At 63.6% G+C, this 25,336-nt stretch carries 22 protein-coding genes and 1 other RNA gene; 4 read left to right on the forward strand and 19 right to left on the reverse strand.

All coding sequences use genetic code 11. The annotated features are described in order from the left end of the window. Window positions 1-192 precede the first annotated feature (192 nt). The 12 genes from murB to mraZ are packed head-to-tail and all read right to left on the reverse strand — an operon-like array spanning window position 193 to window position 13,886. Window positions 193-1,158, reverse strand: a complete 966-nt coding sequence (gene murB, locus FJ934_RS06750; RefSeq protein ID WP_140608032.1) for a UDP-N-acetylmuramate dehydrogenase — start codon at window positions 1,156-1,158, stop codon at window positions 193-195. Then, window positions 1,155-2,555 carry a UDP-N-acetylmuramate--L-alanine ligase gene (gene murC / locus FJ934_RS06755; RefSeq protein ID WP_140608034.1) on the reverse strand — a complete coding sequence of 467 codons (1,401 nt, stop codon included), beginning with the start codon at window positions 2,553-2,555 and terminating at the stop codon, window positions 1,155-1,157. Before murC ends, murB begins: the two co-directional genes overlap by 4 nt. Then, window positions 2,552-3,679, reverse strand: a complete 1,128-nt coding sequence (gene murG / locus FJ934_RS06760; RefSeq protein WP_140608036.1) for an undecaprenyldiphospho-muramoylpentapeptide beta-N-acetylglucosaminyltransferase — start codon at window positions 3,677-3,679, stop codon at window positions 2,552-2,554. The genes murC and murG overlap by 4 nt, the downstream gene beginning before the upstream one ends. A 1-nt stretch (window position 3,680) precedes the next feature. Next, entirely contained in the window at window positions 3,681-4,832 is a 1,152-nt protein-coding gene (gene ftsW, locus FJ934_RS06765) for a putative lipid II flippase FtsW (RefSeq protein WP_140608037.1), read from the reverse strand. Next, window positions 4,832-6,232: a UDP-N-acetylmuramoyl-L-alanine--D-glutamate ligase gene (gene murD / locus FJ934_RS06770; protein WP_140608039.1), complete on the reverse strand. Its 1,401-nt coding sequence runs from the start codon at window positions 6,230-6,232 to the stop codon at window positions 4,832-4,834. The genes ftsW and murD overlap by 1 nt, the downstream gene beginning before the upstream one ends. An 8-nt stretch (window positions 6,233-6,240) precedes the next feature. Next, the gene (gene mraY / locus FJ934_RS06775) at window positions 6,241-7,323 is read right to left on the reverse strand and encodes a phospho-N-acetylmuramoyl-pentapeptide-transferase (RefSeq protein WP_140608041.1); all 1,083 of its coding nucleotides are present in this window, start codon (window positions 7,321-7,323) and stop codon (window positions 6,241-6,243) included. Between the two features lie 23 nt (window positions 7,324-7,346). Further along, window positions 7,347-8,780 carry a UDP-N-acetylmuramoylalanyl-D-glutamyl-2,6-diaminopimelate--D-alanyl-D-alanine ligase gene (locus FJ934_RS06780; protein ID WP_140608043.1) on the reverse strand — a complete coding sequence of 478 codons (1,434 nt, stop codon included), beginning with the start codon at window positions 8,778-8,780 and terminating at the stop codon, window positions 7,347-7,349. Beyond that, window positions 8,777-10,231 carry a UDP-N-acetylmuramoyl-L-alanyl-D-glutamate--2,6-diaminopimelate ligase gene (locus tag FJ934_RS06785; protein WP_140608045.1) on the reverse strand — a complete coding sequence of 485 codons (1,455 nt, stop codon included), beginning with the start codon at window positions 10,229-10,231 and terminating at the stop codon, window positions 8,777-8,779. The genes FJ934_RS06780 and FJ934_RS06785 overlap by 4 nt, the downstream gene beginning before the upstream one ends. A gap of 56 nt (window positions 10,232-10,287) precedes the next feature. Next, the gene (locus FJ934_RS06790; RefSeq protein WP_140608047.1) at window positions 10,288-12,003 is read right to left on the reverse strand and encodes a penicillin-binding protein 2; all 1,716 of its coding nucleotides are present in this window, start codon (window positions 12,001-12,003) and stop codon (window positions 10,288-10,290) included. Then, window positions 12,000-12,395, reverse strand: a complete 396-nt coding sequence (locus FJ934_RS06795; protein WP_140608049.1) for a hypothetical protein — start codon at window positions 12,393-12,395, stop codon at window positions 12,000-12,002. Before FJ934_RS06795 ends, FJ934_RS06790 begins: the two co-directional genes overlap by 4 nt. A gap of 4 nt (window positions 12,396-12,399) precedes the next feature. Further along, a complete protein-coding gene (gene rsmH, locus FJ934_RS06800; RefSeq protein WP_140608051.1) occupies window positions 12,400-13,416 on the reverse strand; it encodes a 16S rRNA (cytosine(1402)-N(4))-methyltransferase RsmH in 1,017 nt (338 codons plus the stop codon). Beyond that, complete coding sequence (gene mraZ / locus FJ934_RS06805) at window positions 13,413-13,886, reverse strand: division/cell wall cluster transcriptional repressor MraZ (protein WP_140608053.1); 474 nt, start codon at window positions 13,884-13,886, stop codon at window positions 13,413-13,415. The genes rsmH and mraZ overlap by 4 nt, the downstream gene beginning before the upstream one ends. Before the next feature lie 406 nt (window positions 13,887-14,292). Here mraZ and FJ934_RS06810 point away from each other — a divergent pair, with 406 nt between their 5' ends. Then, window positions 14,293-15,408: a cystathionine gamma-lyase gene (locus FJ934_RS06810; RefSeq protein WP_140608055.1), complete on the forward strand. Its 1,116-nt coding sequence runs from the start codon at window positions 14,293-14,295 to the stop codon at window positions 15,406-15,408. Window positions 15,409-15,417: 9 nt separating this feature from the next. Here FJ934_RS06810 and FJ934_RS06815 read toward each other — a convergent pair whose 3' ends face one another. The 7 genes from FJ934_RS06815 to FJ934_RS06845 all read right to left on the reverse strand — a co-directional run bounded on the left by FJ934_RS06815 (window position 15,418) and on the right by FJ934_RS06845 (window position 19,387). Beyond that, a complete protein-coding gene (locus FJ934_RS06815; RefSeq protein ID WP_140608057.1) occupies window positions 15,418-15,720 on the reverse strand; it encodes a type II toxin-antitoxin system RelE/ParE family toxin in 303 nt (100 codons plus the stop codon). Then, on the reverse strand, window positions 15,717-15,992 hold the full coding sequence (locus FJ934_RS06820; RefSeq protein WP_140608059.1) for a type II toxin-antitoxin system ParD family antitoxin: 276 nt from the start codon (window positions 15,990-15,992) through the stop codon (window positions 15,717-15,719). The genes FJ934_RS06815 and FJ934_RS06820 overlap by 4 nt, the downstream gene beginning before the upstream one ends. Window positions 15,993-16,155: 163 nt before the next feature. After that, an RNA gene (gene rnpB / locus FJ934_RS06825) (RNase P RNA component class A) lies at window positions 16,156-16,554 on the reverse strand. Window positions 16,555-16,619: 65 nt separating this feature from the next. Further along, a complete protein-coding gene (locus tag FJ934_RS06830; protein WP_140608061.1) occupies window positions 16,620-17,339 on the reverse strand; it encodes a lytic transglycosylase domain-containing protein in 720 nt (239 codons plus the stop codon). A 211-nt stretch (window positions 17,340-17,550) separates the two neighbouring features. After that, the gene (locus tag FJ934_RS06835; protein ID WP_140608063.1) at window positions 17,551-18,306 is read right to left on the reverse strand and encodes an N-acetylmuramoyl-L-alanine amidase; all 756 of its coding nucleotides are present in this window, start codon (window positions 18,304-18,306) and stop codon (window positions 17,551-17,553) included. After that, window positions 18,303-19,022 carry a DnaJ family molecular chaperone gene (locus tag FJ934_RS06840; protein ID WP_140608065.1) on the reverse strand — a complete coding sequence of 240 codons (720 nt, stop codon included), beginning with the start codon at window positions 19,020-19,022 and terminating at the stop codon, window positions 18,303-18,305. Before FJ934_RS06840 ends, FJ934_RS06835 begins: the two co-directional genes overlap by 4 nt. Window positions 19,023-19,180: 158 nt before the next feature. Beyond that, window positions 19,181-19,387, reverse strand: a complete 207-nt coding sequence (locus FJ934_RS06845) for a hypothetical protein (protein WP_140608067.1) — start codon at window positions 19,385-19,387, stop codon at window positions 19,181-19,183. A 184-nt stretch (window positions 19,388-19,571) separates the two neighbouring features. On the opposite strand from FJ934_RS06845, the gene FJ934_RS06850 reads away from it, so the two are divergent. Genes FJ934_RS06850 through FJ934_RS06860 form a run of 3 tightly spaced genes read left to right on the forward strand, consistent with a single transcriptional unit; the run spans window position 19,572 to window position 25,317 of the window. Next, window positions 19,572-23,324: a hydantoinase B/oxoprolinase family protein gene (locus FJ934_RS06850; protein WP_140608069.1), complete on the forward strand. Its 3,753-nt coding sequence runs from the start codon at window positions 19,572-19,574 to the stop codon at window positions 23,322-23,324. Window positions 23,325-23,356: 32 nt separating this feature from the next. Then, window positions 23,357-24,655 carry a DUF3419 family protein gene (locus tag FJ934_RS06855; RefSeq protein ID WP_140608071.1) on the forward strand — a complete coding sequence of 433 codons (1,299 nt, stop codon included), beginning with the start codon at window positions 23,357-23,359 and terminating at the stop codon, window positions 24,653-24,655. Beyond that, the gene (locus tag FJ934_RS06860; RefSeq protein ID WP_140608073.1) at window positions 24,652-25,317 is read left to right on the forward strand and encodes a class I SAM-dependent methyltransferase; all 666 of its coding nucleotides are present in this window, start codon (window positions 24,652-24,654) and stop codon (window positions 25,315-25,317) included. The genes FJ934_RS06855 and FJ934_RS06860 overlap by 4 nt, the downstream gene beginning before the upstream one ends. Window positions 25,318-25,336 lie beyond the last annotated feature (19 nt).

Consider the following 25,336-nt stretch of genomic DNA (forward strand, 5'->3'; position numbering starts at 1 on the left):
GGAGCAGAGAATCAGAGAGTTGATTTACTGGCAAGTGCTTATGATTCCGAGAGATTCACTTTCTGAGAAAATGGACGTGAAAACCGTGTCGGTGAGTCCCCGAAGCAACGCTTTTTGCGCACTCTGGGAACGCGTTTGAAGTTCAACCATCACGTGAACTTCACCGGCAACTAAAGCGAATTGAGATTGAGGTCAGAGCAGTTGGCCGAGAAACTCCTGCACGGCATGTCCGGGCCGGAAATTGCCGATGCGCTGGATCTCCCAGTGCAGGCGGATGCCGGAATGTTCGAGCACGCGCGCCCGCACCGTCTCGCCGAGATATTCGAGGTCGTAACCGGTGGCGGTGCCGGTGTTGATCATGAAGTTGCAGTGCATGGGCGACATCTGCGCCCCGCCGATCAGCAGGCCGCGGCAGCCCGCCTTGTCGATCTCCTTCCAGGCCGAGGTGCCTTCGGGATTCTTGAAGGTCGACCCGCCGGTCTTCTCGCGGATCGGCTGCACGGTCTCGCGGTGGTTCTGCACGGCATCCATCGCCGCCTTGATCACCGCCTTGTCCTCGGCAAACCCTTCGAACACGGCCGAGGTGAAGATCAGCCCGGTCGGTGCGGCCGAATGGCGATAGGCATAACCCATGTCGGCATTGCTCAGCGTCTGGACATTGCCCTTGCGGTCGAGCGCGCGCACCTCGACAACCCGCTCGCGCGTCTCGACGCCATTGGCGCCAGCATTCATCCTGAGCGCGCCGCCAATGGCGCCTGGAATGCCGTGGTAGAAATGGAAGCCGCCAATGCCGGCCTCGAGCGCCACGGCGGCCACGCGCTTGTCGGGCGTCGCCGTGCCTGCCCTGATCCTGATCGGTGAAACAAGTTCGGCCTCACCAAACCCCTTAGCGGAAAGCCGGATGACAAAGCCGGGAATGCCGCCATCCCTGACCAGCAGGTTCGAGCCAATGCCGACGATGGTCAGCGGAATTTCCTCGGGAACCGCCCTGAGGAAGGCGGCGAGATCTTCTTCATCCGCCGGCTGGAACAGCGCCTCCGCCAGCCCTCCGGCACGGAACCAGGTGATCTTGTCCATCTCGGCATTCGGCGTGATACGGCCACGCAGGCCGGCAAGCCGGTCGCCAAGTCTGTCGATCAGGGCCTGGCCGTGCGTCATGAGGCGGCAAGCTCCTTGGGCAAGGCATAAGCCCATTGGGTGATATTGCCGGCGCCGAGGAAGACGACGAAATCGCCGGGCTTGGCGAGATCACGGATGATCGGCGCGATATCGGCCGGTCCTTCGATGTAGCGGGCGTCGCGATGGCCGCCGGCGCGGATGCGCGACACCAGCGCATCGGAAGTCACGCCCTCGATCGGCTCTTCGCCGGCCGCGTAGACAGGGGCGACCATCACCGTATCGGCGTCGTTGAAGCAGGCCGAAAACTCGTTGAACAGATCATGCAGCCGGGTGAAGCGGTGCGGCTGGGCAATGGCGATGACGCGTCCCTTGGTGGCGCTGCGCGCCGCCTTGAGCACGGCCGCGATCTCGACCGGATGATGGCCGTAATCGTCGAAAATGTCGACGCCGTTCCAGGAGCCGGTACGGGTGAAGCGGCGTTTGACGCCGGCGAAGGACGACAGGCCCTTCTTGATCGCCTCCCCGGACAGGCCTAGTTCGTGCGCCACTGCGATCGCGGCGGTGGCGTTCGAAACATTGTGGCGGCCTGGCATTGGAAGCCGCAGGTCCGCTATCGTCTTCTGGCCGCCGGTCTTGCGGTCGCGGATCACCACGTCGAACTCGGACGTGGCACCCGCCATGCGATGGTTGGTGAAGCGCACATCGGCCTGCGCGTTCTCGCCATAGGTGATGACGCGCCGATCCTCGATGCGTCCGACCAGCGCCTGCACTTCCGGGTGGTCGGTGCACATCACGCCGAAGCCGTAGAACGGCACGTTCTCGACAAACTGGCGGAATGCCTCGCGCACCTTGTCGAAACTGCCATAGTGGTCGAGATGCTCGGGATCGATGTTGGTGACGACAGCGATGTCGGCCGGCAGCTTGAGGAAGGTGCCGTCGCTCTCGTCGGCCTCGACCACCATCCATTCGCCGTCGCCCATGCGCGCATTGGTGCCATAGGCATTGATGATGCCGCCATTGATGACGGTCGGATCGAGCCCGCCGGCTTCGAGCAGCGTCGCCACCATGGAGGTCGTCGTCGTCTTGCCGTGCGTGCCGCCGATGGCCACCGCCTGGCGGAAGCGCATCAGCTCGGCCAGCATCTCGGCGCGACGCACGATCGGCAGCAGCCTTTCACGCGCGGCCTTGAGCTCCGGATTGGATTTCTTGATCGCCGTCGAGACGACGATGACCTCGGCATCGCCGAGGTTTTCGGCCTTGTGGCCGACGAAGCATTCGATGCCCTTGTCGCGCAGGCGCTGCACGTTGGCGCTGTCGGCCTGATCGGACCCTTGCACCTTGTAGCCGAGATTGTGCAGCACCTCGGCGATGCCGCTCATGCCGATGCCGCCAATTCCGATGAAATGCACGAGGCCGATGGTCTGCGGCATTTTCATGCGTGCGTCCCCTTCCTGAAGTCCGAAACGGTTTTTCTGGACGCAATAGCCTCTGTGAGATCGGCGAGCAACCGTGCCGCATGCGGCCTGCCAGCCGATTTCGCCCCAGCCGCCATCGCCGCCAGCCGCTCGGGGGCGTCCATCAGTCCGCCAAGGAGGGTTGCAATGCGCTCGGGCGACAGCGAGGATTGTGGGTGCACCTCGCCGCCGCCGGCGGCGGCAAGGGCCGCCGCATTCGCCGCCTGGTCGTGGTCGAGCGCGTAGGGATAGGGCACCAGCAACGCCGGTCGTCCGATGACGGCGATCTCCGAGACGGTCGAGGCACCGGAACGTGAGATCACCAGATGCGCCCCCGCCATGCGTGCCGCCATGTCGGTGAAGAAGGGCGAAACCTCGGCGGCGACGCCAAGCGCGGCATAGGCCGCCTTCACCCGCCCCACGTCATCGGCACGCGCCTGCTGCGTGATCGCGAGCCGCTTGCGCTGTGCATCGGAAAGCAGTGCGATCGCCCCCGGCATGGCATCGGAAAAAAACTGGGCGCCCTGGCTGCCGCCGAACACCAGCAAGCGGAACGGCTCCTCCCCGGTCGATGCCGTATAAGGTGTCTTGGCCGCTTCCAGCACAGCCGGCCTGACCGGATTGCCTGTCGTCACCGTCTTGGCGCCGGCGGCACTCGCGTCCTGCGGCAGGAAACCGCCGGCTATGGCATCGACACGGCCGGCCAGCGCCCGGTTGGCGCGCCCCATCACCGCGTTCTGCTCATGGACCAAAGTCGGCACCTTGCGCCGTGTCGCCGCATAGAGCGGCGGCAGGGTCGGGTAGCCGCCGAAGCCGACGACGGCGTCCGGCTTGATCCTGCCGATAATGGTGGACGCCTGCCGTACGCCGCGCCAGATTTTCCAGAAGGCCCCGAGCAAGGCGAAAGGGTTCTTCGAACCCATCGTCGCCGACTGGATCGGATGGATGGCGGCGGCCGGGAAGCGGCTGGCAAATCGCTCGGCGCGCTCGTCCGTCGCCAGATGCACCGTCCAGCCGCGCTCGGCGAGCTCATACGCCAGCGCCTCGGCCGGAAACAGATGTCCGCCGGTTCCGCCCGCCGAAAGAAGGATGACACCCCTCGCCATATCACTCCGCCGGCAGGGCGCGCTGTGGCAGCGTGAAGCCCATCTGCTTGCGTTTTTCAGGTCGCTTGCGCGTCAGCGCCAGCACCATGCCCATGGAGATGGCGATCGCGATCTGCGAGGAACCACCGTAGGAGATGAAGGGCAGCGTCATGCCCTTGGCCGGCACCAGCTGCAGGTTGACGCACATGTTGATGACGGCCTGCAGGCCGAACACGGTGACGAGGCCGCCGACCGCATAGCGGGTGAAGTCGTCATGTTCCTTGAGTGCCGTGTTGAGCCCGCGCAGCACAATGAAGGCGAAGATCGACATGATGAAGAAGCACATGATCAGCCCGAACTCCTCGCCCGCGACCGAGAACACGAAGTCGGCGTGGCTGTCGGGGATGACCCGCTTGACCGTGCCCTCGCCCGGCCCGACGCCGAACCAGCCGCCATTAATCAGCGCGTCGCGCCCCATATCGACCTGGAACGTGTCGCCCTCGCCGGTGAGGAACTTGTCGATGCGCAGGGCAACGTGCGGAAACACCGTATAGGCGGCGAAGACACCGCCGACGCCGGCGGCGCCCAGCACGATGATCCACAGCCAAGGCAGCCCCGCCATGAAGAACATGATGCCCCAGGTGCCGGTCGTCAGCATGGTCTGGCCGAGGTCCGGCTGCGCCACCAGCAGCGATACGACGAACACCAGAAGCAGCATGGCGAACAGGTTGCCGGGAATGTCGGGCTGGCGCTTGTGTTCGGCGAACAGCCAGGCGCACATGATGACGAAGGCCGGCTTCAGGAATTCCGACGGCTGGATCGACAGGCCGGCGAGCGAAACCCAGCGCCGCGCGCCCTTCACTTCGACGCCGACATAGAGCACCGCGACCATCAGCACCAGCATGAGGCACAGCATGATCAGCGACATGCGCCGGATCTGCCTGGAATCGAGGAAGGATACCGCCAGCATCACGCCGAGCGCCGGCACGGTGAAGATGATCTGCCTGGTGGCGAAGTGGAAACTGTCGAGGCCGATGCGTTCGGCGACCGCCGGGCTCGCGGCGAAGGACAGCACGATGCCGAGCCCCATCAGCGATAGGAATGCCGCCAGGAACCAGCGATCGATCGTCCACCACCAGGTTGCGACGGGACTTTTATCGAGACGGCTCTGCATTATCGTGCCTCTCCGATGGGTTTGACGCCATCTATAGCGCTCGCAGCTTGCCTGAAGGCTTCGCCGCGAACTTCGAAATTCTTGAACTGGTCGAAACTGGCGCAGGCCGGTGACAACAGCACCACCGCCTCGCCGCCATCCTCCTTGGCCGCGTCATGCGCGGCGTGCTCGACCGCGGCGGCCAGCGTCCCCGATATCTCGTAGGGCACCGCCTCGCCCAGCGTCGCCGAAAAAGCGGGCGCCGCCTCGCCGATCAGATAAGCCTTGGCGATGCGCGGAAAGAAGCCGCGCAGCGGTTCAATCCCGCCTTCCTTGGGCAGGCCGCCCGCGATCCAGTAGATGCGGTTGAAGCTGGACAGCGCGGGCGCGGCCGCATCGGCATTGGTCGCCTTGGAATCGTTGACGAACAGCACATGGTCCTTGCGGCCGACCTGCTCCATGCGGTGGGCGAGGCCCGGGAAACTCTCCAGCCCGGACTGGATCTCGCCGAGGTCGAGGCCGACCTTGAGACAGGCGGCGACCGCGGCGAGCGCGTTCTGCGCATTGTGCTGGCCACGCAGCGAGCCGATGCCCTCGAGGAAGGCGACCCGGCTGTAGCGGCCGTGCACGGCTTCCATCAGATTGGTGCCGTCGGCGAAATAGCCGTCGGTCAGCGGCAGCCGCTTGGAAATGCGGATGACCTGGCGGCCTGCCCGCTCCAACCGCTCGGCGATCTGCGCGCACCAGGAATCGTCGATGCCGATGATCGCTGTCTCGCTGCCCGCCACCAGCCGCTCCTTGATCGAGGCGTAGTGCTGCATGGTGCCGTGGCGATCGAGATGATCTGGTGTCAGGTTGAGCAGGATACCGGCCGTCGGGTTGATCGATGGAGCAAGGTCGATCTGGTAGGACGAGCACTCGACCACATAGTGGCGGTCAGGCTTCGGCGGATGGAGCGTCATCACCGCGCGGCCGATATTGCCGCCCATCTGCGTGTCGCGGCCGGAGGCCTTGAGGATATGCGCCGCCAGCGCGGTCGTCGTCGATTTGCCATTGGTGCCGGTGATGCCGATGAAAGGAGCCGTCGGCGCGCTGAGCATCCGCTCCCTGCAGAACAACTCGACGTCGCCAATGATCTCGACGCCGGCGCCGCGCGCAAGCTCTACCGTCCAGTGCGGCTTGGGATGCGTCAGCGGCACGCCGGGCGACAGCACGAAGGCCGAGAATTTCGCCCAGTCGGCGCCGCGCAGATCGCCGGTCGCGATGCCTGTGGCGGCGGCCTTGGCGACACTGTCGGGATTGTCGTCCCAGGCCAGCACCTGCGCGCCGCCCTCGATCAGCGCGCGCGCCGTCGCCATCCCCGAACCACCCAGCCCGAAGAGCGAAACCTGCTTGCCTGCGAAGGATGCGGCGGGGATCAAGGTGTTGCCTATCTCAGCTTGAGGGTGGACAGGCCTACCAGCGCCAGGATGACGGCAATGATCCAGAAGCGGATCACCACCTGGCTTTCGGTCCAGCCGAGCTTTTCGAAATGATGGTGGATCGGCGCCATCAGGAAGACGCGCTTGCCCGTCATCTTGAAGTAGCCGACCTGAATGATGACGGACAGGATCTCGACCACGAACAGGCCGCCGACGATGACCAGCACGATCTCGTGCTTGGTGGCCACTGCGACCGTGCCGATCAGGCCGCCCATGGCCAGCGAGCCGGTGTCGCCCATGAAGATTGCCGCCGGCGGCGCGTTGAACCAGAGGAAGCCGAGGCCGGCGCCGATGACGGCGCCCAGCACGACCGCCAGTTCACCGGTGCCGGGAACGAAATGGATCTGCAGATATTCGGCGAACACCGCATTACCCGAGAGATAGGCGATGACGCCGAAGGATGCCGCCGCGATCATGATTGGCACGATCGCCAGACCGTCGAGGCCGTCGGTCAGGTTCACTGCATTGCCGGCGCCGACGATGACGAAGCAGGAGAACGGAATGAAGAACCAGCCGAGGTTGACGATGAATTCCTTGGCGAAGGGGAACGTCAGCGACGACGAGAACGGCGCCTGGCCGTTACGCATGATCACCCAGGCGGCGATGCCGGCGATGATGAATTCGAGCCCCAGCCGCGCCTTGCCGGAAAAGCCCAGATGCGACTGCTTGGTCACCTTCAGATAGTCGTCGTAGAACCCGATCGAGCCGAAGCCCAGCGTCACCAGCAGCACCACCCAGACATAGATGCTCGACAGGTTCGCCCACAGAAGCGACGAGCCGATGATGCCCGACAGGATCATCAGTCCGCCCATGGTCGGTGTGCCGGCCTTCTTGAAATGCGTCTGCGGCCCGTCGGCGCGGATCGGCTGGCCCTTGCCCTGGCGCAGCCGCAGCGAGTTGATGATGGTCGGCCCGAAGATGAAGACGATCAGCGCCGAGGTGATCAGCGCCCCTCCGGTGCGGAAGGTGATATAGCGGAAAACGTTGAAGACCGAGATCTTGTCCGCGAAATCGACCAGCAGTGTGAACATGCGCTTTTCGTCCCCGGCTTGATCTAGGTCAGTTTGCTGGTTGTCGTTTCAGCCGGGTATTTGCCCAGCAAGGCATCGACCAGTTTTGCAAAACCGATGCCCTTCGACGATTTGATCATCACCACGTCGCCCGGCTTCAGCGCGGCAAGCAGCACCGGCTTCAGCTCTTCGACACCGGCGCGGTATTCCGTCTTGACGTCGTCCGGCAGCGCTTGCGCCAGCGCCCGCATTTCGGGGCCGCCGAGGAAGACGGTCCGCGTGCCGGTGCCGACGATGAGATCGGCAAGACCGGCATGCAGCTTGGCCGAGTGGTCGCCGAGTTCGAGCATATCGCCAAGCACGGCGATGCGCCGGCCCTCGCCCGTTACCGGCGTCGCGTTGAGCAGCGCCATGGCGGCCCCCATCGAGGCGGGATTGGCGTTGTAGCTCTCGTCGATCAGGGTAATCAGGCCCTGTGGATGCCGCAGCACATGGCGCCTGCCGCGCCCGCGCTCGGCGGAGAGATCAGCCAGCGCCAATGCAACTCTGTCGATATCCGCGCCCACCAGATGCGCTGTGCCCAGCACCGCCAGCACGTTCTGCACCATATGCCGGCCGGGCGCGCCGATGCGGGCCGTCACCTCGTGGCTGCCGATCCTGGCGGCGATATCGGAATGGTCGGCGTGGAGTTCGCATTTGGTGAGCCTGAAGCTCGAGCGCGCATTCTCGCCGAAGCCGTAGACATGCTCGACGCCGGCGGCATGCGCCATCTTGTCAAGAAGCTTGAAGCGCGCGTCGTCGCGATTGAGGACGGCGGCACCTTCGGGCTCCAGCCCTTCGAAAATCTCGGCCTTGGCCTGGGCGATCTCGTCCAGATTGCGGAAGAAGCCCAGATGCGCGGCCGCGATCATGGTGACGATGGCGACATGCGGCCGCACCATCTTCACCAGCGGCCGGATCTCGTCGGGATGGTTCATGCCGATCTCGAACACGGCATAGTCGCAATCGGCGGGCATGCGCGCCAGCGTCAGCGGCACGCCCCAATGATTGTTGAAGGACTGCGCCGAGGCATGCACCTTGCCGACGGCCGACAATACATGGCGCAGCGCTTCCTTGGTGGTGGTCTTGCCGGCCGAACCGGTCACCGCGATGATTTTGGCCTGCGAACGGCCACGTGCTGCGATCCCGAGCTTCTCCAGGGCGGCCAGCACATCCTCGACGACGATGATCGGTGCCGTCAGCCGGCCGAGAGACGGCAGCTTGCCCTCCGCCACCACCAGCAAGCCGGCGCCGGCCTTGATGGCCGCGGTGACGAAGTCGTGGCCGTCCATCGCCTCGCCCTTGATGGCGAAGAAGGCGTCACCTGGCTGCAGGCTGCGGCTGTCGATCGAAATCCCCGATATTCCTTCGGGCATAGGACCAAGCGGCCGCCCGTCCATGGCGGCAACCAGCGCCTCGGAGGTCCACAGAAGACTCATGCGGCACGCTCCCGCAGGGCGGCGCGGACTTCCTCGTGATCGGAAAAATGCAGGGTCTCGGAGCCGATCGTCTGGCCTTCCTCATGGCCCTTGCCGGCCACGATCAGCGTGTCGCCGGCATGAAGCATGCCGACAGCCTCGTGGATCGCCTGGCGTCGGTCGCCGATCTCGATGGCGCCGGGTGCGGCGGCAAGAATGGCGGCGCGGATCGTCTCGGGCACTTCCGAGCGCGGATTGTCGTCGGTGACGATGACGACATCGGCAAGCCGGGTCGCGATCTCGCCCATGATCGGCCTTTTTCCCCGGTCACGGTCGCCGCCGCAACCGAACACGACCATGACGCGGCCCGTCGTGAACGGCCTTACCGAGGCCAGCACGTTTTCCAGCGCATCGGGCTTGTGGGCATAGTCGACATAGACTGGTGCGCCGCTGGCAGTGGTTCCGACGAGGTCGAGGCGGCCAGGCGCGCCCTTCAGTTTTTCCAAGGCCATCAAGGCTTTGGCGATGGGTGTTCCCGTGGAAATGGCGAGCCCCGCCGAAACCAGTGCGTTCGCGATCTGGAAATCGCCAGCCAGCGGCAGGTCGATCTCGTGAATCACGCCGTCGGCCTCCACCTCGGCGCGTTGGCGGTGGCGCTCATGCTCGACCCGCTTCAGTTTCAGGAAATCGCCGTGGCGGCCAACCGTCAGCACCTGGAGCCCGGCCGCCCGCGCCGCCTGGATTGTCGGCGCCGACCACGGATCGTCGGCGAAAATGACCGCCGGCGCACCTTTCGGCAGCAGCGTGTCGAACAGGCGCAGTTTGGCGCAATGATAGTCCTCGACCGTCGGATGGTAATCCATGTGGTCGCGGCCAAGATTGGTGAAGCCGCCGGCCGCCAATTTCACGCCGTCGAGGCGGCGCTGGTCGAGCCCATGACTGGAGGCTTCCATCGAGGCATGGGTGACGCCGGCATCGGCCAATTCCCTCAGCAGTTGATGCAGGGCGACCGGGTCGGGCGTCGTCAGTGAGCCATACTCGTTGCGGCCGGGCGCCACCACGCCGGTGGTGCCGATCGAAGCGGCGGCATACCCCGCCTGCTCCCAGATCTGCCTGGTGAAGGCGGCGACCGAGGTCTTGCCGCTGGTGCCGGTGACGGCGACCATGGTTTGCGGCTGCTTGCCGAAATAGGTGGAAGCACTGAGCGCCAGTGCCAGGCGCGGATCGTCGACCACCAGCACCGGAACCGGCAGTCCGGCAACGGAACTGCCTTTGCTTGTCACGATCGCAAGCGCGCCGCGCCTTGCCGCGTCGGCAGCGTAGGCCGAACCGTCCGCTTTGGTGCCGGCGAGCGCAAAAAAGACGACGCCCGGTTTTACCTGGCGGGAATCGGACGAAATCCCGGTGACCTCCAGATCGGCGGAATCTGTTCCTTCGACTGGCAGGACACCGGCTAGATCTCTGAGCTTCATTGAGTTCCGTTCACCGCAATATTAAAGAGCGCGCAGTCGCCGGCGCGCCCCAAGAATCACTCATAGGAAACCAGCGTTGCACCATTTTCATGGCTGAAATCGGGTTTCACGCCAAGCATGGCCGCTGAACGCCTGATAATATTGCCGGCGATAACCCCCGCATTGGCGGCCGCGACGTCTGTCATGCCAGGCTTTTCCGGGTGCGGGGCGTCGGCAATCGTAAACACCAGGTATTGCGGATCGTCCATCGGGAAGGCGGCGACGAAGGTATTGAAATTCAAGTCTTTCGAGTAACGGCCGTTGATGACCTTCTCGGCCGTTCCGGTCTTGCCGCCAACGCGGTAGCCGGGAACTCTGGCGTTTCTGGCCGAACCCTTCTCGGCGTTGAGCGAATAGAGGTAGCGCATACCTTCGACTGTCTTTTCGCTAACCACTTTCTTCGCCGCCGCCATCGCCTCCTGCTGGCTGCGGACCAGGAATGTCGGCTGCATCAGGTAGCCGCCATTCATCAATGCCGCGCAGCCTACGGCCGCCTGCAGCGGCGTCGTCGACACGCCGTGGCCGAAGGCGATGGTGAACGAATTGACCTGTTTCCAGACCTTCGGTTCGGTCGGGCGGGCGACTTCCGGCAGTTCGGTCTGCATCCTTTCCAGGATGCCAAGGCGATGCAGGAATTCCCTGTGCGCCTCGATGCCGACCAACTCGGCCTCCCTGGCCGACCCGATGTTGGACGAATAGAGGAACACCTCCGGCAACGACAGCACACGGTTCTTGCCGTGGAAATCATGGATGGCCTGATGCCCGACCCGGATTGGATGCGAAGCATCGAAGCGGCTCGCCATCGTCGCCTTGCCGGAATCAAGCGCCATGGCCGATGTGAAGCTCTTGAAGGTCGAGCCCATCTCATAGAGACCCGCCGACATCCGGTTCAGCCGGTCCTTTTCCTGCGCATTGTAAGGATTGTTCGGATCAAAATCCGGCACCGATGCCATGGCTATCACTTCGCCGGTCTTGACGTTCAGCACAACGGCGCCAGCGCCGACGGCGCGATAACGCTCCAGGCCGGCGGCGATCTCGTCGCGCACCACATGCTGGACCCGCAGATCGATCGAAAGCTTTACTGGCTTGAGATCCTTGGCCACCGCCAAGCCCGACGCCTGCAGATCGCTCAGGCCCTGCTCATCGATATATTTCTCCATGCCGGAGATGCCCTGGTTGTCGATGTTGGTCAGGCCGACGACATAGGAAGAGGTCTCGCCGCTCGGATAGAAGCGGCGCTTTTCGGTACGGAAGCCGAAGCCGGGAATGCCAAGCTGCATGATGTCGGCTTGCTGCTTGGGCGTCAGCTGCCGCTGCAGCCAGACGAAGCCGGCACCGCTCTTGAGCTTGTGGTAGGTCTGCTCGTAATCGATCTCGGGCAGCACGGTCGACAGTTTTTCGATCGCCTCGTCGGCATCGACAATGCGGCGCGGCTCCGCGAACAGCGACGCTGTCTTGATGTCGGTCGCCAGCACTTCGCCATTGCGATCGACAATGTCGGGCCGCGAGGCTGTGATCCGGCTCTGCGGGCCGCCCGACAGGTCGGGCGTCTGGAAACCGAGATAGACCAGACGCCCAGAAATGGTCGAGAAGATGCCGAAAAACACCGCCATCGTCATCACGATGCGCGCCTTGCCCTTGCCGCCGGTCGCCTTGCGGGCGCCGTCGACAACGATCGATCCATCTTCACCCGTCCTGGCGCGACGCTTCAGCAGTTTGCCAATTCCGATCATTGGGCGATGCCTCCGGTCACGACGGGGTCCCTGCCGCCCGAGGGCGCCTTGTCGGAATTGTCGGCCATGGTGCCTTGGCGTCCGTTCAGGATGTCTTGAATGTCCAGGGCCTTCGCCGGCAGATCGCTCAAGCCCACGATCTGGCGCCCGCTGACCGGCTCGAGTGCGAGTTGCGACTTGTAGAGTTCGGTCAGCTTCTGCAGCCGCGACGGTTGGGTGAGCAGGCTCCAGTCGGCCTTGAGCAGGTCGATCGTCTCCTCCTCATAACGGATCTGGGTATGGATCTTCTGCACCGCCGCCAACTGGTCCTCGGCCTCGCGCTTGGTTTTGTAGGTCAGGGCCGCAGCCGAAACCATGACGGCGATCAGGACAATGTCGCTGGTACGGAACACGTGCTTACCTCTCCCCCGGCCGGTCGATACCGGGAAGTTTTGGAAGGCCGAAGATCGAAAAATCGCCGGCGCGCGCCGGAGCCTCGGTGCGGATCGCCGCACGCAGCCTGGCCGAGCGGGCGCGCGGATTGGCCGCGATCTCGGCGTCGCCGGGCGTCACGCCGCCACCGGTCTTACGGAAGGTGGCGCTGCGCGCCTGCGCCTCGGGCATGTAGCGCGAGCCGCTGGCGGCATCGGCGCGGTCGGCGATGAAGCGCTTGACGATGCGGTCTTCCAGCGAATGGAACGTCACCACGACGAGGCGTCCGCCCGGTTTCAACGCGCGTTCGGCCGCGAACAGGGCCTTGGCCAGTTCGCCAAGCTCGTCATTGACGAAGATGCGCAGCGCCTGGAAGACGCGGGTGGCGGGATGGATCTTGTCCTTCGGTGCGCGGCCGATATGCGTCTCGATGGCGTCAGCGAGTTCGAGCGTGCGTTCGAATGGGCGCTTTTCACGGCGTGCCTCGATCATGCGGGCGATGCGGCCGGCGTGACGCTCTTCGCCGAGGAAGCCGAAGATGCGGGCGAGATCGCCCGGCTTGAAACTGTTGACAACATCGGCGGCGCTCAAGCCCGCCTGCGCCATGCGCATGTCGAGCGGCCCGTCGGTGCGGAAGGAAAATCCGCGTTCGGCCTGGTCGAGTTGCATGGAGGACACGCCAATGTCGAGTACGACGCCGTCGGCGCTCTCGACATGTTCGTCGAGCGTGGAGAACGGCGCCTGCACCAGCCTCAGTCGGCCGCCCGACTGCGCCTCGAGGGCGCGCCCGGCCGCGATCGCATCAGGATCGCGATCGATCGCCACCACGGAAGCGCCGGTCGCCAGGATGGCTTTGGTGTAGCCGCCGGCGCCGAACGTGCCGTCGATGATGATGTCGCCCTCCGCCGGCGCCAGTGCCGCGAGCACTTCGCCAAGGAGGACCGGAATGTGGCGGGCCGATCCGCCAACGGCGTGAAGGTCATCGCCGTGGCCCGCCGTCATTCCGGTCGCTCCCCAGCCTTGGCCTCGTGAGCCTTCGTCCCCTGCCGAAGCTGCAAAAGCCTGGCCCGCGCCTGCGCCCCGTAGGCGGCAAGCCGTGCCGGCTCCCAGATCTGAAAGAAATTGCCACGGCCGACAAAGGCCACCTCCGCCGAGATGCCAGTGTGCTCGCGGATGAAATCGGTCATCGTGATACGGCCATCCTGATCGAGTTTCAGGAATGCTCCGTCGCCATGGCAGAAGAACGACATGTCGTCCGCCGTCTGCAGGAAGGGATCTTCCTGAGCGATGCGCTGCTCGTAGCGATCGAGAAGATCGAGCCCGCCGACATCTATCGCCGGCAGATCGAGACAGCGCAGTGCGTAAAGTTCCGAATAGCCGCGCTTCTGCACGACAGCACGGAAATGCGCCGGAACGGACACCCGCCCCTTCGCATCGATCCTGCTCACCGTGTTCGACAGAAACCGGTCCATCACACGTCACAGCCGCTTGCGCCGCCGCACCCCTCTTCATCGTGTCGCACGCGCCGCCGCAGCGCGTTCCCTGCCCCGCACTCACCCCGTCCAAACAGGCAAAAACCGGCAAACGCGCAGCCGCCGCGGCTACCCGATTGGCGTACGCTTTAACCTGACACGGAACGAAGGCTTGAGTGTTGGAATGGGATATCATGGGGCACTATGGGCGTCAACGGGAATAAGCTTCACAACACGTGCCGCGACCAATCAGAGCAGCCGCAGCGGCACGTCTCGTTTTTATGATCCATTAAGCCTAACGAAGCGTTTAGAGCCGTCTGGCCCAACCGGACGCGCCTTGCCGCGAACGGCTGCCGGGCATAGCGTCGCTCGCGTCCGACCGGTCACCAAGAAGGGTTGAGAATCGATGCCAGGATCAACGAACACGCGCGCCGCGGCACTTCCTCATCTGCGCAACAGCGGGCTCGCAAAGGGCGATCCGATTCCTCTGCCGCTGACCATGGCCGCCATCTACCACACGCCCGGCGACGCAACCGGCTATCACCAGTATGGCCGCTTCAGCAACCCGACATGGGCTGCCGTCGAGCACATGCTATCTCATCTGGAAGGCGCGCCCTGCGTGGCCTTTCCCTCGGGGATGGCCGCGATTTGCTCGGTGTTTTTCGCGCTGCTCAAGGCTGGCGATCGTATTCTGCTGCCGTCGGACGGCTATCACACGACAAGGGCGCTGGTCGACCGTTTCCTGAAACCGTTTGGCGTCGATTACGATGTCCGCCCGACATCCACCTTCCTCGATGGAGGCTTCGACGGCTATCGGCTTGCCTTCGTCGAAACCCCCGCCAATCCGGGGCTGGATATCTGCGACATAGCGGCCGTAGCCGCCGCGGCTCACAAAGCAGGTACGCTGCTTGCGATCGACAACACGACGATGACGCCTTTTGGGCAACGACCGCTCGATCATGGCGCCGATATCGTGGTGGCCGCAGACACCAAGGCGCCCAATGGCCATTCCGACGTGCTGTTTGGCCATGTCGCCAGCCGTAATGCGGATATCATCACCGCCGTGACCGGCTGGCGCGAGGTGTCAGGCAGCATTCCCGGGCCGTTCGAAGCCTGGCTGGTGCATCGCGGCCTGGAGACACTCGACGTGCGCTTCGACCGCATGTGCTCCTCGGCGGAAGTGATCGCCCGACGGCTGCAGGGCCACAGAGCGATCAGCGGCCTGCGTTATCCCGGATTGGAAAGCGACCCGTCGCACAATCTTGCCCGCGCGCAGATGGAACGATTCGGCTTTCTGATCTCGTTCGAACTCGCCTCGGAGGAGAAGGCCGAGGATTTCATCAACAATTGCCAGCTGATGCAAGCGGCGACATCTTTTGGCGGCGTCCATACCTCGGCCGAACGGCGCTTGAAGCGCGGCGATGCGGTGCCGCCAGGTTTCGTCCGCGTCTCCGTCGGCTGTGAACCGGTCGAGGAACTCTGGAAGGCGATCGAGGCCTCGCTGGACGAGATCAGCGGGTGAGCGGATCCGTCACGACCCGAGATCGTCGGCTTCGATCTTGCGATGGCCGTGCAGCACGCGAAGAATTTCGATCGCGTCGCCGCTGACACAATAGAGAGTGAGATAGTCACCGACGACCAAATGTCGGGTGCCAGGCGCAATATCATCGCGTGGCGCGCCTGAGAATGGATAGGCGGCCAATTGTTGCCACCGTGCTTCGATGCGATCGAGCAGCCGGTCGGCTGCAGCCTCGTTATCGCGCGCAATATGCAACCAGATCGTGATCAGATCGTCTTCAGCGCGTGCGTTCCGGAGAATCGCCAGCGAATTCATGCTGCACTGCTAGACCGCAAGCGTCTCCGTGCCTCGGCCTTGATTTCATCCATCGATGCAAATCGTCCCGGCCCGCTGTCGATCCCTTCCTGCACCAGCTTGCGCAGTTCCTCCACCGTGTAGCCGAAGAGGTCGCGACGATCCTTCCACTGCCTGAGCGCATCGCGGATTACTTCGCTTGCCGACGCATATTCGCCAGCAGCAACGACATCATCGACAGCTGCCGCCAGTTCCGGCGAAAGCGTAATGCTGCGTTTGTCGACCTGACCCATGACTGGCTCCTTATTCCGTTCACAGGCATGGTACGATTTAATCGCACCATTTTCAAGGAAAGCCATCCTGTCCTGTTGGCGGAATGGCGAGGCGGCAAAACCTGAATCGCCAGGCGCGCCGGAGAGCGCAACCTGCTGATCTCAAAGGGTTTCTCGGGGAGAAACTGCCAGCCGGCCTGTAAGCCGGGTTCTGTATGGCCCTCGCCCCTTGCGGGACGAGAACGTGGCGGCCATTCATCTTGGACGCATATTGCCATGCGCCTCACGCAACCTACCCGGACGGTGAGCCGGAAACAGCCCTCGAGGGTTTTCCCCCGCACCGCCCCTATTCGGTCTTGCTCCCGGTGGGGTTTACCGTGCCGCTCCTGTTGCCAGTCGCGCGGTGGGCTCTTACCCCACCCTTTCACCCTTGCCACGATAAATCGTGGCGGTTTGCTTTCTGTGGCACTTTCCCTGGGGTCGCCCCCGCCGGCCATTAACCGGCACCGTGTCTCCATGGAGCCCGGACTTTCCTCACCCGCGGCCTTTCGGCGCTTGCGGGTGCGGCCGCCCAGCCAGCTGGCAGGGCGTATAAAGGGGTTCAGCCGGCAAAACGCAACCGAAAAAGCCGGTTGCGGCCAGTTCTTCTCATGCGGGCGCCCCAACAGCGGCCAACTGCACCTTGACCTTGCTGCAATAAGCCGCCGACACCGGGTTCATCCGGGTCGCGCCGTGGCCCGCATTGTATTTCAGGATCGTGCCGCAAGTGGTGCCGCCGCCGAGATCCCGCGCCATGGCGAGATACTTCATGCCGTATTTGATGTTGGTGTCGGGATCGAACAGCCCCTTGGCAGAGCCGTTATAGCCCATCATCCGCGCCGTTGCCGGCTTGATCTGCATCAGGCCGATCTCGCCGGCGCTGCCGACCATGTCCGGCCGGTAGTTGCTCTCGATCTTGATGACGGCTTGAGCCAGTGAAACAGGAACGCCGTAGCTCGCCGCATAGCGGGCAACGATCGCGGAATACTGGCCGCCACTGGCCACCGCCGCGGTCGACGCAGCGACATTCCTCAGTCCGATCGATGCCGTCGTCGTCATGTCGATGGTCTTGCGGCTAGGCTTGGCCTGCCTTTTGGCTGCGGATTTTTTCGCCTTGGACCAGCTTGCCTTTTCCACCTTCGCCGAAGCCTGCTTCGTCGCCGCCTTGGTGCTCTTGCTGCTTTTGGCCGAAATGACCTTGCCCTTGGCACTCACCGCGACGAGCCCCTGATCGGCCCGTGGGCTTACCGGCGCGGCGTTCGCCGCACTGAAGGCAAAAGTCATTACGCCGGCAGCAAGAGCTGCCGTTACAACGGTCAATTTCTGCATGGGATCCTGTTCTGTCTGGACCACGCGAAGATTTTCGCGCGGGATTGCTTGATCAATATCGGAACATCCGGGGGGATACGCGTCCGACAAACTGTACGAATTGCCCTTTGAAGCCTGAATTGGCGGCAATGAAGGCGGGGCAAGTCACTTTGAGTGACAGTTTGTAACCTAACGGCGAAAAGGATTACTTGGACGGCGCCTTGACCTAGGGTCAGTCCCGGATGGAAGCGAGCAGCCTTTCCAGCGTGCGCATGGTCGACCCGTCTGCCGTCCCATCGATCCGGCGCGGCCGAAAATGCCGCTGGAAAGCCTCGATGACGTTCTGTGTCTGATGGTCAAAAGTGCCTGATATCTCAACGCCGTAGCCATAGAGCGCCAGCATCGACTGCAGCGCCTCGACATCAGCCCCGCTGTCGCCGGGCTTCAGCGCCGCTCCGCGTCTTACAGGCGCGGCCGGCACCAGATGGCCGACACCGGCCTCGAACAGCACCGCCCAGGGAAACTTCTCACCCGGATCGATCTTGCGACCCGGCGCCACATCGGAATGCGCCAGCACCCGCTCGGCGGCGATCGCATGGCGGCTGATGATCCCCCGGCATAGGCCGATGACCGCGTCGATCTGACCCCGGGGAAAACCGGGATATCCCAGCGAGTGCCCTGGATTGACGATCTCGATGCCGACCGAGCAGGAGTTGATGTCGGTGCGTCCGAACCAGGAACTCTTGCCGGCGTGCCAGGCGCGGTCGCTTTCCCTGACCATCTGCACGATGTGGCCATTCTCATGGACGAGATAGTGCGAGGAAACCTCGCTCGCCGGGTCGCACAGCCAGGCTTCCGCGCCGGCCCCTGTCGCCATGCCGGTATAGTGCAGCACGATCATGTCGGGCTTCAGCGTGTTGCGCCTTGGCCCGAAATTCGGCGATACCCTGACCTCCGCGCTCGGCTCGTCGGGCAGGAAGCCACTCATGCGTGCCGCAGGCCCCGCTCGATCATCTCATAGGCGGCGTTGATCGCCGCGACCCTGGTCGTGGCGATCTTGATGAATTCCTGCGGCAGGCCGCGCGCGATCAGCCGATCGGGATGGTTGTCGGAAACCAGCTTGCGATACCGCTTCCTGACTTCCTCGAGCGGCTTGCCGCGCTCGATACCGAGCACAACATAGGGGTCGGCGGCGCCGAGATTGACGTGGCGGGCCAGGATCGACTCGTAATGCGCCTCGTCGATGCGGAAAATCTCGGCGATGCGGTGCAGGAACTGGCCTTCGCGCTCATGGATCAGCCCGTCGGCCTTGGCGATGTGGAACAGGCCGTCGAGTATGTCTTCCAGCATTGCGCAGTTCGAATGGCCGGAGCCGCAAAGTTGGGCCATACGTTCGGCATAGGTTTCGAAGCCGGCAACGTCTTGCTTGGCCAAGTCATAGAGCCGCGCAACGTTGCGCGTCTCCTTTGGCGGAACTTCGAATATCTCCTGGAAGGCCCGTACCTCATCCTGGGTGACGATGCCGTCGGCCTTGGCCATCTTTGCCGAAAGCGCGATCATCGCCACCGAGAAGGCAATGCGTCGGCGCAGGTCCGCATCCCCGGAGAAAACCGTGCGCACGGCTTCGACGACGTCGGCAACGCCCGACGAGGCTGACGACGATACCCGTGTGATGAAGTCGCCGAGGCGGTCCCAAATCGACATGGCCGTTTCTTAAAGCGAACCGGTCCCCGCTATCAAGCCAATAACGGCCATGACCCTGCTTGTGAACGACGGGCATTTGCCGGTCCATGAGTGCCTGACGGAGAAAAGGCCGACGAGACGCCGGCCCTTCCTCCAAAACACTTTTACTGCCTAACGAACTACTGCGCGGGCGCAGGAGCAGGCGTTGCCGGAGCCGGCTCGGCGGGCTTGGTCGATTTATCGGCCGGAGCCGCAGGCTTCATGGGCTGCTCGGCAGGCGGCGGATTGGTGCTCTGGGTGGTGGTCTTGTCGGTGCCACTGTCGCTGCAGGCCGCAACGCCCAGCAAGGCAAGAGCGGACACAGAAGCAAGAATGAGCTTTTTCATGACATCTCTCCTTCAACACACGCTCACGTTGCGGTGAACGGTCGCAGTGGAAATGCATCACACGGCCATGAGTTTCGTAACGTTGCGTTTCCGCGTGTAACAGCAACGGCATGCGGGCGGCGTTGCTGTGGGCGTCGAGGCAGATTAACAACAGATAGGAACGAAAATGCCGGGGAGAGTCGCCATGGCCGGGAAATGGGATTTCTGGATCGATCGCGGCGGCACCTTCACCGATATCATCGGCCGCGACCCGCAGGGTGGGCTGCATCCGCGCAAGCTCCTTTCGGAGAACCCTGAAGCCTATGCCGATGCCGCCATCCAGGGCATCCGCGATCTGCTCGGACTCGAAACGCGCGCTGTTATCCCATCGGGCTCGATCGGCGACATCAAGATGGGCACTACCGTGGCCACCAACGCGCTTCTGGAACGCAAGGGCGACCGCGTGCTCTTGCTCATTACAAAGGGGTTTCGCGATGCGCTCAGGATCGCCTACCAGGCGCGGCCCGACATTTTCGCCAAGGAGATAATCCTTCCCGAACAGCTCTATGAGCGCGTCCTCGAGATCGACGAGCGCGTGCTCGCCGATGGCTGCGTCGAACGGCTGCTCGACATCGCCGCCTGCCGTCCGGCGATAGAGCAGGCGAAAGCCGATGGCATCGACGCCGTGGCGATCGTCTTCATGCATGCCTGGAAATACCCCGATCACGAGAAAGCGGTGGCGAAGGTCTGCCGCAAGCTTGGCTTCAGCCAGGTCTCGGTCAGCCACGAAGTCTCGCCGCTGATCAAGCTGGTTGGCCGCGGCGATACCACCGTGGTCGATGCCTATCTGTCTCCCATCCTGTCGCGCTATGTGCAAAAGGTTGCGGGAGAACTCGACGCCCTCTCCCCGCTCGAGCGGGAGACGTCGGCAAAGCCCGCAGAGGGGGTCATCTCAGAAGCTACCGCTAGAGCGTCGCGTCCAGTCGAACCGACCCCACCCGGCGGCTTTACCGCCACCCTCTCCTCGAGGGAGAGGGAAGGCCCCCGCCTCATGTTCATGATGTCGTCGGGCGGCCTCACCGCCGCCGACATGTTCCAGGGCAAGGACGCCCTGCTGTCGGGTCCCGCCGGCGGCGTAGTCGGCATGGTCGAGACGGCGAAGCTCGCCGGCTTCGACAAGGTCATCGGCTTCGACATGGGCGGCACCTCCACCGACGTCGCCCACTATGATGGCGAGTACGAGCGCGCCTTCGACACCGAGGTGGCCGGCGTGCGCGTTCGCGCTCCGATGATGCGCATCCACACCGTCGCCGCCGGCGGTGGCTCGGTCCTGCACTACGAAGCCGGCCGTTTTCGCGCCGGACCGGACTCCGCGGGCGCCAATCCAGGCCCCGCCGCCTACCGGCGCGGCGGCCCGCTGGCCGTCACCGACGCCAACGTCATGCTCGGCAAGCTGCAGCCCGATTTCTTCCCGTCGATCTTCGGCCCCGGCCAGGACCAGCCGCTCGATCTGGAAACGGTGCGCGCGAAATTCGAGGCACTTGCCGCCGAAATCGTCGACGGCCGTTCGCCGGAAGCGGTTGCCGAGGGTTTCATCACCATTGCCGTCGAAAACATGGCCAATGCCATCAAGAAGATTTCGGTGCAGCGCGGCTACGATGTCACCGAATATCTCCTGAACTGCTTCGGTGGCGCCGGTGGCCAGCACGCTTGCCTGGTCGCCGACGCGCTTGGCATGGAAGCCGTGCTGATCCATCCTTTCTCCGGCCTTCTATCAGCCTATGGCATTGGCCTGGCGTCGGTCTTTGCCTCGCGCCAGCAGGCGCTGCTCAAGCCACTTGCCGAGGACTCCAGGACAGAGGTCAGCGGTCTCATCGCAACGTTGAGAAAAGCCGTTATTGCCGAACTCGCCGCGCAAGGCATCGCCGAGGATGCGGTTGCCACCAGGCCCGTGCTGCACATTCGCTATGACGGCACCGATACGACGCTGCCGGTGAATTTCGAAAGCGGCTCGATTTTCCAGGCCAAGCGCGATTTCGAAATCGCCCACAAGGCGCAATTCGGCTTCGTCTATGACCATAAGCCGATGATCGTCGAGACGGTCGGCGTCGAAGGCACCGAAATCGCCGAAAACAGCGCCGAAGCCCATGCACCCGCCGGACCTGCGAAGGATAAGATCGGCGCTTCCCAAACCCGGCGCATCTATACGGAAGGCCGATGGCATGAAGCTGGCGTCCACCGTCGCGAAAATCTGCGCCCGTCGGATCGGGTGGCAGGCCCCGCCCTGATCATCGAACCGAACCAGACCATCGTCGTTGAACCGGGCTGGCAGGCTGAAATCACCAACCTCAATCACGTCGTGATCCGCCGCACCGAACGGAAAGCGCGCGCCGCTGCCCTCGGCACCGAAGCCGATCCGGTGATGCTGGAAGTTTTCAACAATTTGTTCATGTCCATCGCCGAGCAGATGGGCGTGACGCTGCAGAACACCGCGTACTCCGTCAACATCAAGGAAAGGCTGGATTTTTCCTGTGCCGTCTTCGACCACACCGGGGCGCTGGTCGCCAACGCGCCGCATATGCCGGTGCACCTCGGCTCGATGGATCGCTCGGTCGAAACCATCATCCGGCTGAACTCCGGCGACATCCGTCCTGGCGATGTCTTTGCCCTGAACGCCCCCTATAATGGCGGCACACATCTTCCCGACATCACCGTGGTGACGCCGGTCTTTGACGACACCCAAAGGAGTATCCTTTTCTGGGCGGCCTCGCGCGGTCATCACGCCGATATCGGCGGCACCGCTCCCGGCTCGATGACACCGCTTGCCATAACGGTCGACGAGGAAGGTGTGCTGTTCGACAATTTCCGCATCGTTGACCGCGGAAAATTCCGCGAGAAGGAATTGCAGGCGCTGCTGACCGACCACCGTTACCCGGCCCGCAACCCACACCAGAACATTGCCGACCTGAAGGCGCAGATCGCCGCCAACGAGAAAGGCGTCGCCGAACTGCGCAAGATGGTCGCGCATTTCGGCCTCGATGTCGTCGAGGCCTATATGGGCCACGTCCAGGATAACGCCGCCGAGAGCGTGCGGCGGGTGATCGAGCGGTTGCCCGATACGTCGCAATATGAATACCCGACTGACACCGGCCAGGTCATCAAGGTGAAGATATCGGTCGACCGGCAGAAGCGCGAGGCGACCGTCGACTTCACCGGCACGTCGCCAGTGATGAAGAACAACTTCAATGCGCCCGAACCGGTCGCCCGTGCCGCTGTGCTCTACGCCTTCCGCGTCATGGTCGAGGACATGATCCCGATGAATGCCGGGTGCCTCAGGCCGATCAACATCGTCATTCCCGATGGCTGCATGCTGAAGCCCACCTACCCCGCCGCCGTCGTCGCCGGCAATGTCGAGACCTCGCAGCATGTCACCAACGCGCTGTTCGGCGCCATGGGCGCGATGGCCAATGCGCAAGGCACGATGAATAACCTGACCTTTGGCAACAAGCAGTACCAGTACTACGAGACGATCTGCTCCGGCTCGCCGGCCGGGCACATGAACTCTGGCCGCGGCTTTGCCGGCACCTCAGGCGTCCACACCCATATGACCAATTCGCGCCTCACCGATCCTGAGGTTCTGGAACTGCGCTTTCCCGTGGTGCTGGAGGATTTCCATATCCGCGAAGGTTCCGGCGGCAAAGGCAAATGGAACGCCGGCGACGGCACCAGACGCACGATCCGCTTCCTCGAGACGATGGAATGCGCGATCCTGTCATCACACCGCAACCGTCCGCCGCAGGGCCTGGACGGTGGCGGCGACGGCGAGGTCGGCTCGACCAAGGTCCGTCGCAAGGACGGCGCAATCGACGTGCTCAAAGCCTGCGACCAGACCGTGCTCGACGCGGGCGACGCCGTCATCCTGACGACGCCGACGCCGGGCGGGTTCGGAAAGCTGTAAAGAAGGCGTCAACAGACTGTCACCGGCCTGTCATGACCCTGCGCTACCCGCTTGCGCCAAAGCAAATGGGGAATCACTTTGCCATGACGGACGTTTCCGCAGATCTGGTTTTTCGGCGCGGCAAGGAAGTTGGAAAAGCCGTCTACCAGAACCGCCCGCTTTCGAAAGCCGGCATCTCCGAACGGCTGTTCGCCTTCCTCTTCTCCGGCCTCGTCTATCCGCAGATCTGGGAAGACCCGGATGTCGATATGGAGGCCATGCAGCTTGGCGAAGGCCACCGCGTCGTTACCATCGCCTCGGGCGGCTGCAACATCCTGGCTTACCTCACGCGCTCGCCAGCAACGGTCGACGCGGTCGACCTCAACGCCGCGCACATCGCGCTGAACCGCATGAAGCTGGAGGCGGTGCGCCGCCTGCCCTCGCAGGGCGACCTGTTCCGCTTCTTCGGCGCGGCCGACACAAGCCATAATTCGGAAGCCTACGACCGTTTCATCGCGCCGCATCTCGATCCGGTCAGCCGCCATTACTGGGAGCGCCGCAACTGGCGCGGTATCAGGCGCATCGCCGTCTTCGACCGCAATTTCTACCAGACCGGCCTGCTCGGCCTGTTCATCGCCATGGGCCACCGCACGGCGAAGTTCTTCGGCGTCAACCCGGCCCGCATGATGGAAGCCAGGAACATTGGCGAACAGCGCCGCTTCTTCAACGAGGAATTGGCTCCGGTCTTCGACAAGAAGCTTCTGAAATGGGCGACCTCGCGCAAGGCCTCGCTTTTCGGCCTCGGCATTCCGCCGGCGCAGTACGATTCCCTGATCACATCAGGCGACGGCACCATGGCCAGCGTGCTGAAGGCCCGGCTGGAAAAGCTCGCCTGCGATTTCCCTCTGGAAAACAACTACTTCGCCTGGCAGGCGTTCGCCCGGCGCTATCCGAATCCCGGTGAAGCCGCCCTGCCCGCGTATCTGGAAAAGCAGAACTACGAGACTATTCGCGGCAATATCGACCGCGTCGCCATCCACCACGCCAATCTGATCGAGTTCCTCGCCGCCAAGGATGCCGGCGCGGTCGACCGCTTCATCCTGCTCGACGCACAGGACTGGATGACCGATGATCAGCTCAATGCGCTGTGGTCGGAGATCACCCGCACCGCATCGGCCGGCGCCCGCGTCATCTTCCGCACCGCCGCCGAGCCCACCCTGCTTCCGGGCCGCGTCTCCACCTCGCTGCTCGACCAGTGGGACTACCAGAGCGAGGCGTCACGTGAATTCTCGGCCCGCGACCGCTCGGCCATCTATGGCGGCTTCCACCTCTATGTGAAGCGCGCGGCATGAGCGCGACGGAGCTGCCGGCCAGCCACGCCGAACTGATGGACGGCGTCTACCGCTGGCAGCGCCACATCTACGACCTGACCCGCAAATACTATCTGCTCGGACGCGACAGGCTTGTCGACGGGCTCGCTGTGCCGGCAGGCGGCACGGTGCTGGAACTTGGCTGCGGCACCGGCCGCAACATCATCCTCGCCGCCCGCCGCTATCCCGATGCGCATTTCTTTGGTCTCGATATTTCGGCCGAAATGCTGGAGACGGCCAGCGCCGCAATTGCCCGCGAGGGCCTGTCCGCGCGCGTCAAGCTGGCAAAGGGCGACGCCACGGATTTCAACGCCGGCGCGCTGTTCGGCCGGGCCGCCTTCGACCGTGTCTTCGTTTCGTACTCGCTGTCGATGATTCCCGGCTGGGAAAAAACGGTGTCGGCCGCGCTAGCCGCCCTTTCGCCCGGCGGCTCGCTGCACATCGTCGATTTCGGCCAACAGGAGGGCCTTCCAGGCTGGTTCCGTTCGCTGCTGCGCGGCTGGCTGAGAAAATTCCACGTCGCGCCACGTGAATCGCTGCGGGACGTCCTTGAATCGGAATCGCAGCGAACCGGCGCAACCTTCCATTTCAGAACGCTTTATCGCGGCTATGCCTGGCTTGCGATTGTCAAGCTCGGCCACTGACATCAGGTAAATTGCCGAG

The sequence above is a fragment of the Mesorhizobium sp. B2-4-12 genome, from assembly GCF_006441575.1.
In the GTDB taxonomy this organism is placed as follows: Bacteria; Pseudomonadota; Alphaproteobacteria; order Rhizobiales; family Rhizobiaceae; genus Mesorhizobium.

What these genes read in the sequence shown, in the direction of transcription:
- murC (WP_140608034.1), bottom strand. Translation starts at nt 2,555, where the DNA reads ATGAAAATGCCGCAGACCATCGGCCTCGTGCATTTCATCGGAATTGGC.
- FJ934_RS06810 (WP_140608055.1), top strand. Translation starts at nt 14,293, where the DNA reads ATGCCAGGATCAACGAACACGCGCGCCGCGGCACTTCCTCATCTGCGC.
- FJ934_RS06790 (WP_140608047.1), bottom strand. Translation starts at nt 12,003, where the DNA reads ATGATCGGAATTGGCAAACTGCTGAAGCGTCGCGCCAGGACGGGTGAA.
- FJ934_RS06785 (WP_140608045.1), bottom strand. Translation starts at nt 10,231, where the DNA reads ATGAAGCTCAGAGATCTAGCCGGTGTCCTGCCAGTCGAAGGAACAGAT.
- FJ934_RS06860 (WP_140608073.1), top strand. Translation starts at nt 24,652, where the DNA reads ATGAGCGCGACGGAGCTGCCGGCCAGCCACGCCGAACTGATGGACGGC.
- mraZ (WP_140608053.1), bottom strand. Translation starts at nt 13,886, where the DNA reads ATGGACCGGTTTCTGTCGAACACGGTGAGCAGGATCGATGCGAAGGGG.
- FJ934_RS06830 (WP_140608061.1), bottom strand. Translation starts at nt 17,339, where the DNA reads ATGCAGAAATTGACCGTTGTAACGGCAGCTCTTGCTGCCGGCGTAATG.
- ftsW (WP_140608037.1), bottom strand. Translation starts at nt 4,832, where the DNA reads ATGCAGAGCCGTCTCGATAAAAGTCCCGTCGCAACCTGGTGGTGGACG.
- murB (WP_140608032.1), bottom strand. Translation starts at nt 1,158, where the DNA reads ATGACGCACGGCCAGGCCCTGATCGACAGACTTGGCGACCGGCTTGCC.
- FJ934_RS06850 (WP_140608069.1), top strand. Translation starts at nt 19,572, where the DNA reads ATGGCCGGGAAATGGGATTTCTGGATCGATCGCGGCGGCACCTTCACC.
- FJ934_RS06855 (WP_140608071.1), top strand. Translation starts at nt 23,357, where the DNA reads ATGACCCTGCGCTACCCGCTTGCGCCAAAGCAAATGGGGAATCACTTT.
- FJ934_RS06780 (WP_140608043.1), bottom strand. Translation starts at nt 8,780, where the DNA reads ATGAGTCTTCTGTGGACCTCCGAGGCGCTGGTTGCCGCCATGGACGGG.
- mraY (WP_140608041.1), bottom strand. Translation starts at nt 7,323, where the DNA reads ATGTTCACACTGCTGGTCGATTTCGCGGACAAGATCTCGGTCTTCAAC.
- FJ934_RS06835 (WP_140608063.1), bottom strand. Translation starts at nt 18,306, where the DNA reads ATGAGTGGCTTCCTGCCCGACGAGCCGAGCGCGGAGGTCAGGGTATCG.
- FJ934_RS06820 (WP_140608059.1), bottom strand. Translation starts at nt 15,992, where the DNA reads ATGGGTCAGGTCGACAAACGCAGCATTACGCTTTCGCCGGAACTGGCG.
- FJ934_RS06840 (WP_140608065.1), bottom strand. Translation starts at nt 19,022, where the DNA reads ATGTCGATTTGGGACCGCCTCGGCGACTTCATCACACGGGTATCGTCG.
- rsmH (WP_140608051.1), bottom strand. Translation starts at nt 13,416, where the DNA reads ATGACGGCGGGCCACGGCGATGACCTTCACGCCGTTGGCGGATCGGCC.
- murG (WP_140608036.1), bottom strand. Translation starts at nt 3,679, where the DNA reads ATGGCGAGGGGTGTCATCCTTCTTTCGGCGGGCGGAACCGGCGGACAT.
- FJ934_RS06815 (WP_140608057.1), bottom strand. Translation starts at nt 15,720, where the DNA reads ATGAATTCGCTGGCGATTCTCCGGAACGCACGCGCTGAAGACGATCTG.
- FJ934_RS06845 (WP_140608067.1), bottom strand. Translation starts at nt 19,387, where the DNA reads ATGAAAAAGCTCATTCTTGCTTCTGTGTCCGCTCTTGCCTTGCTGGGC.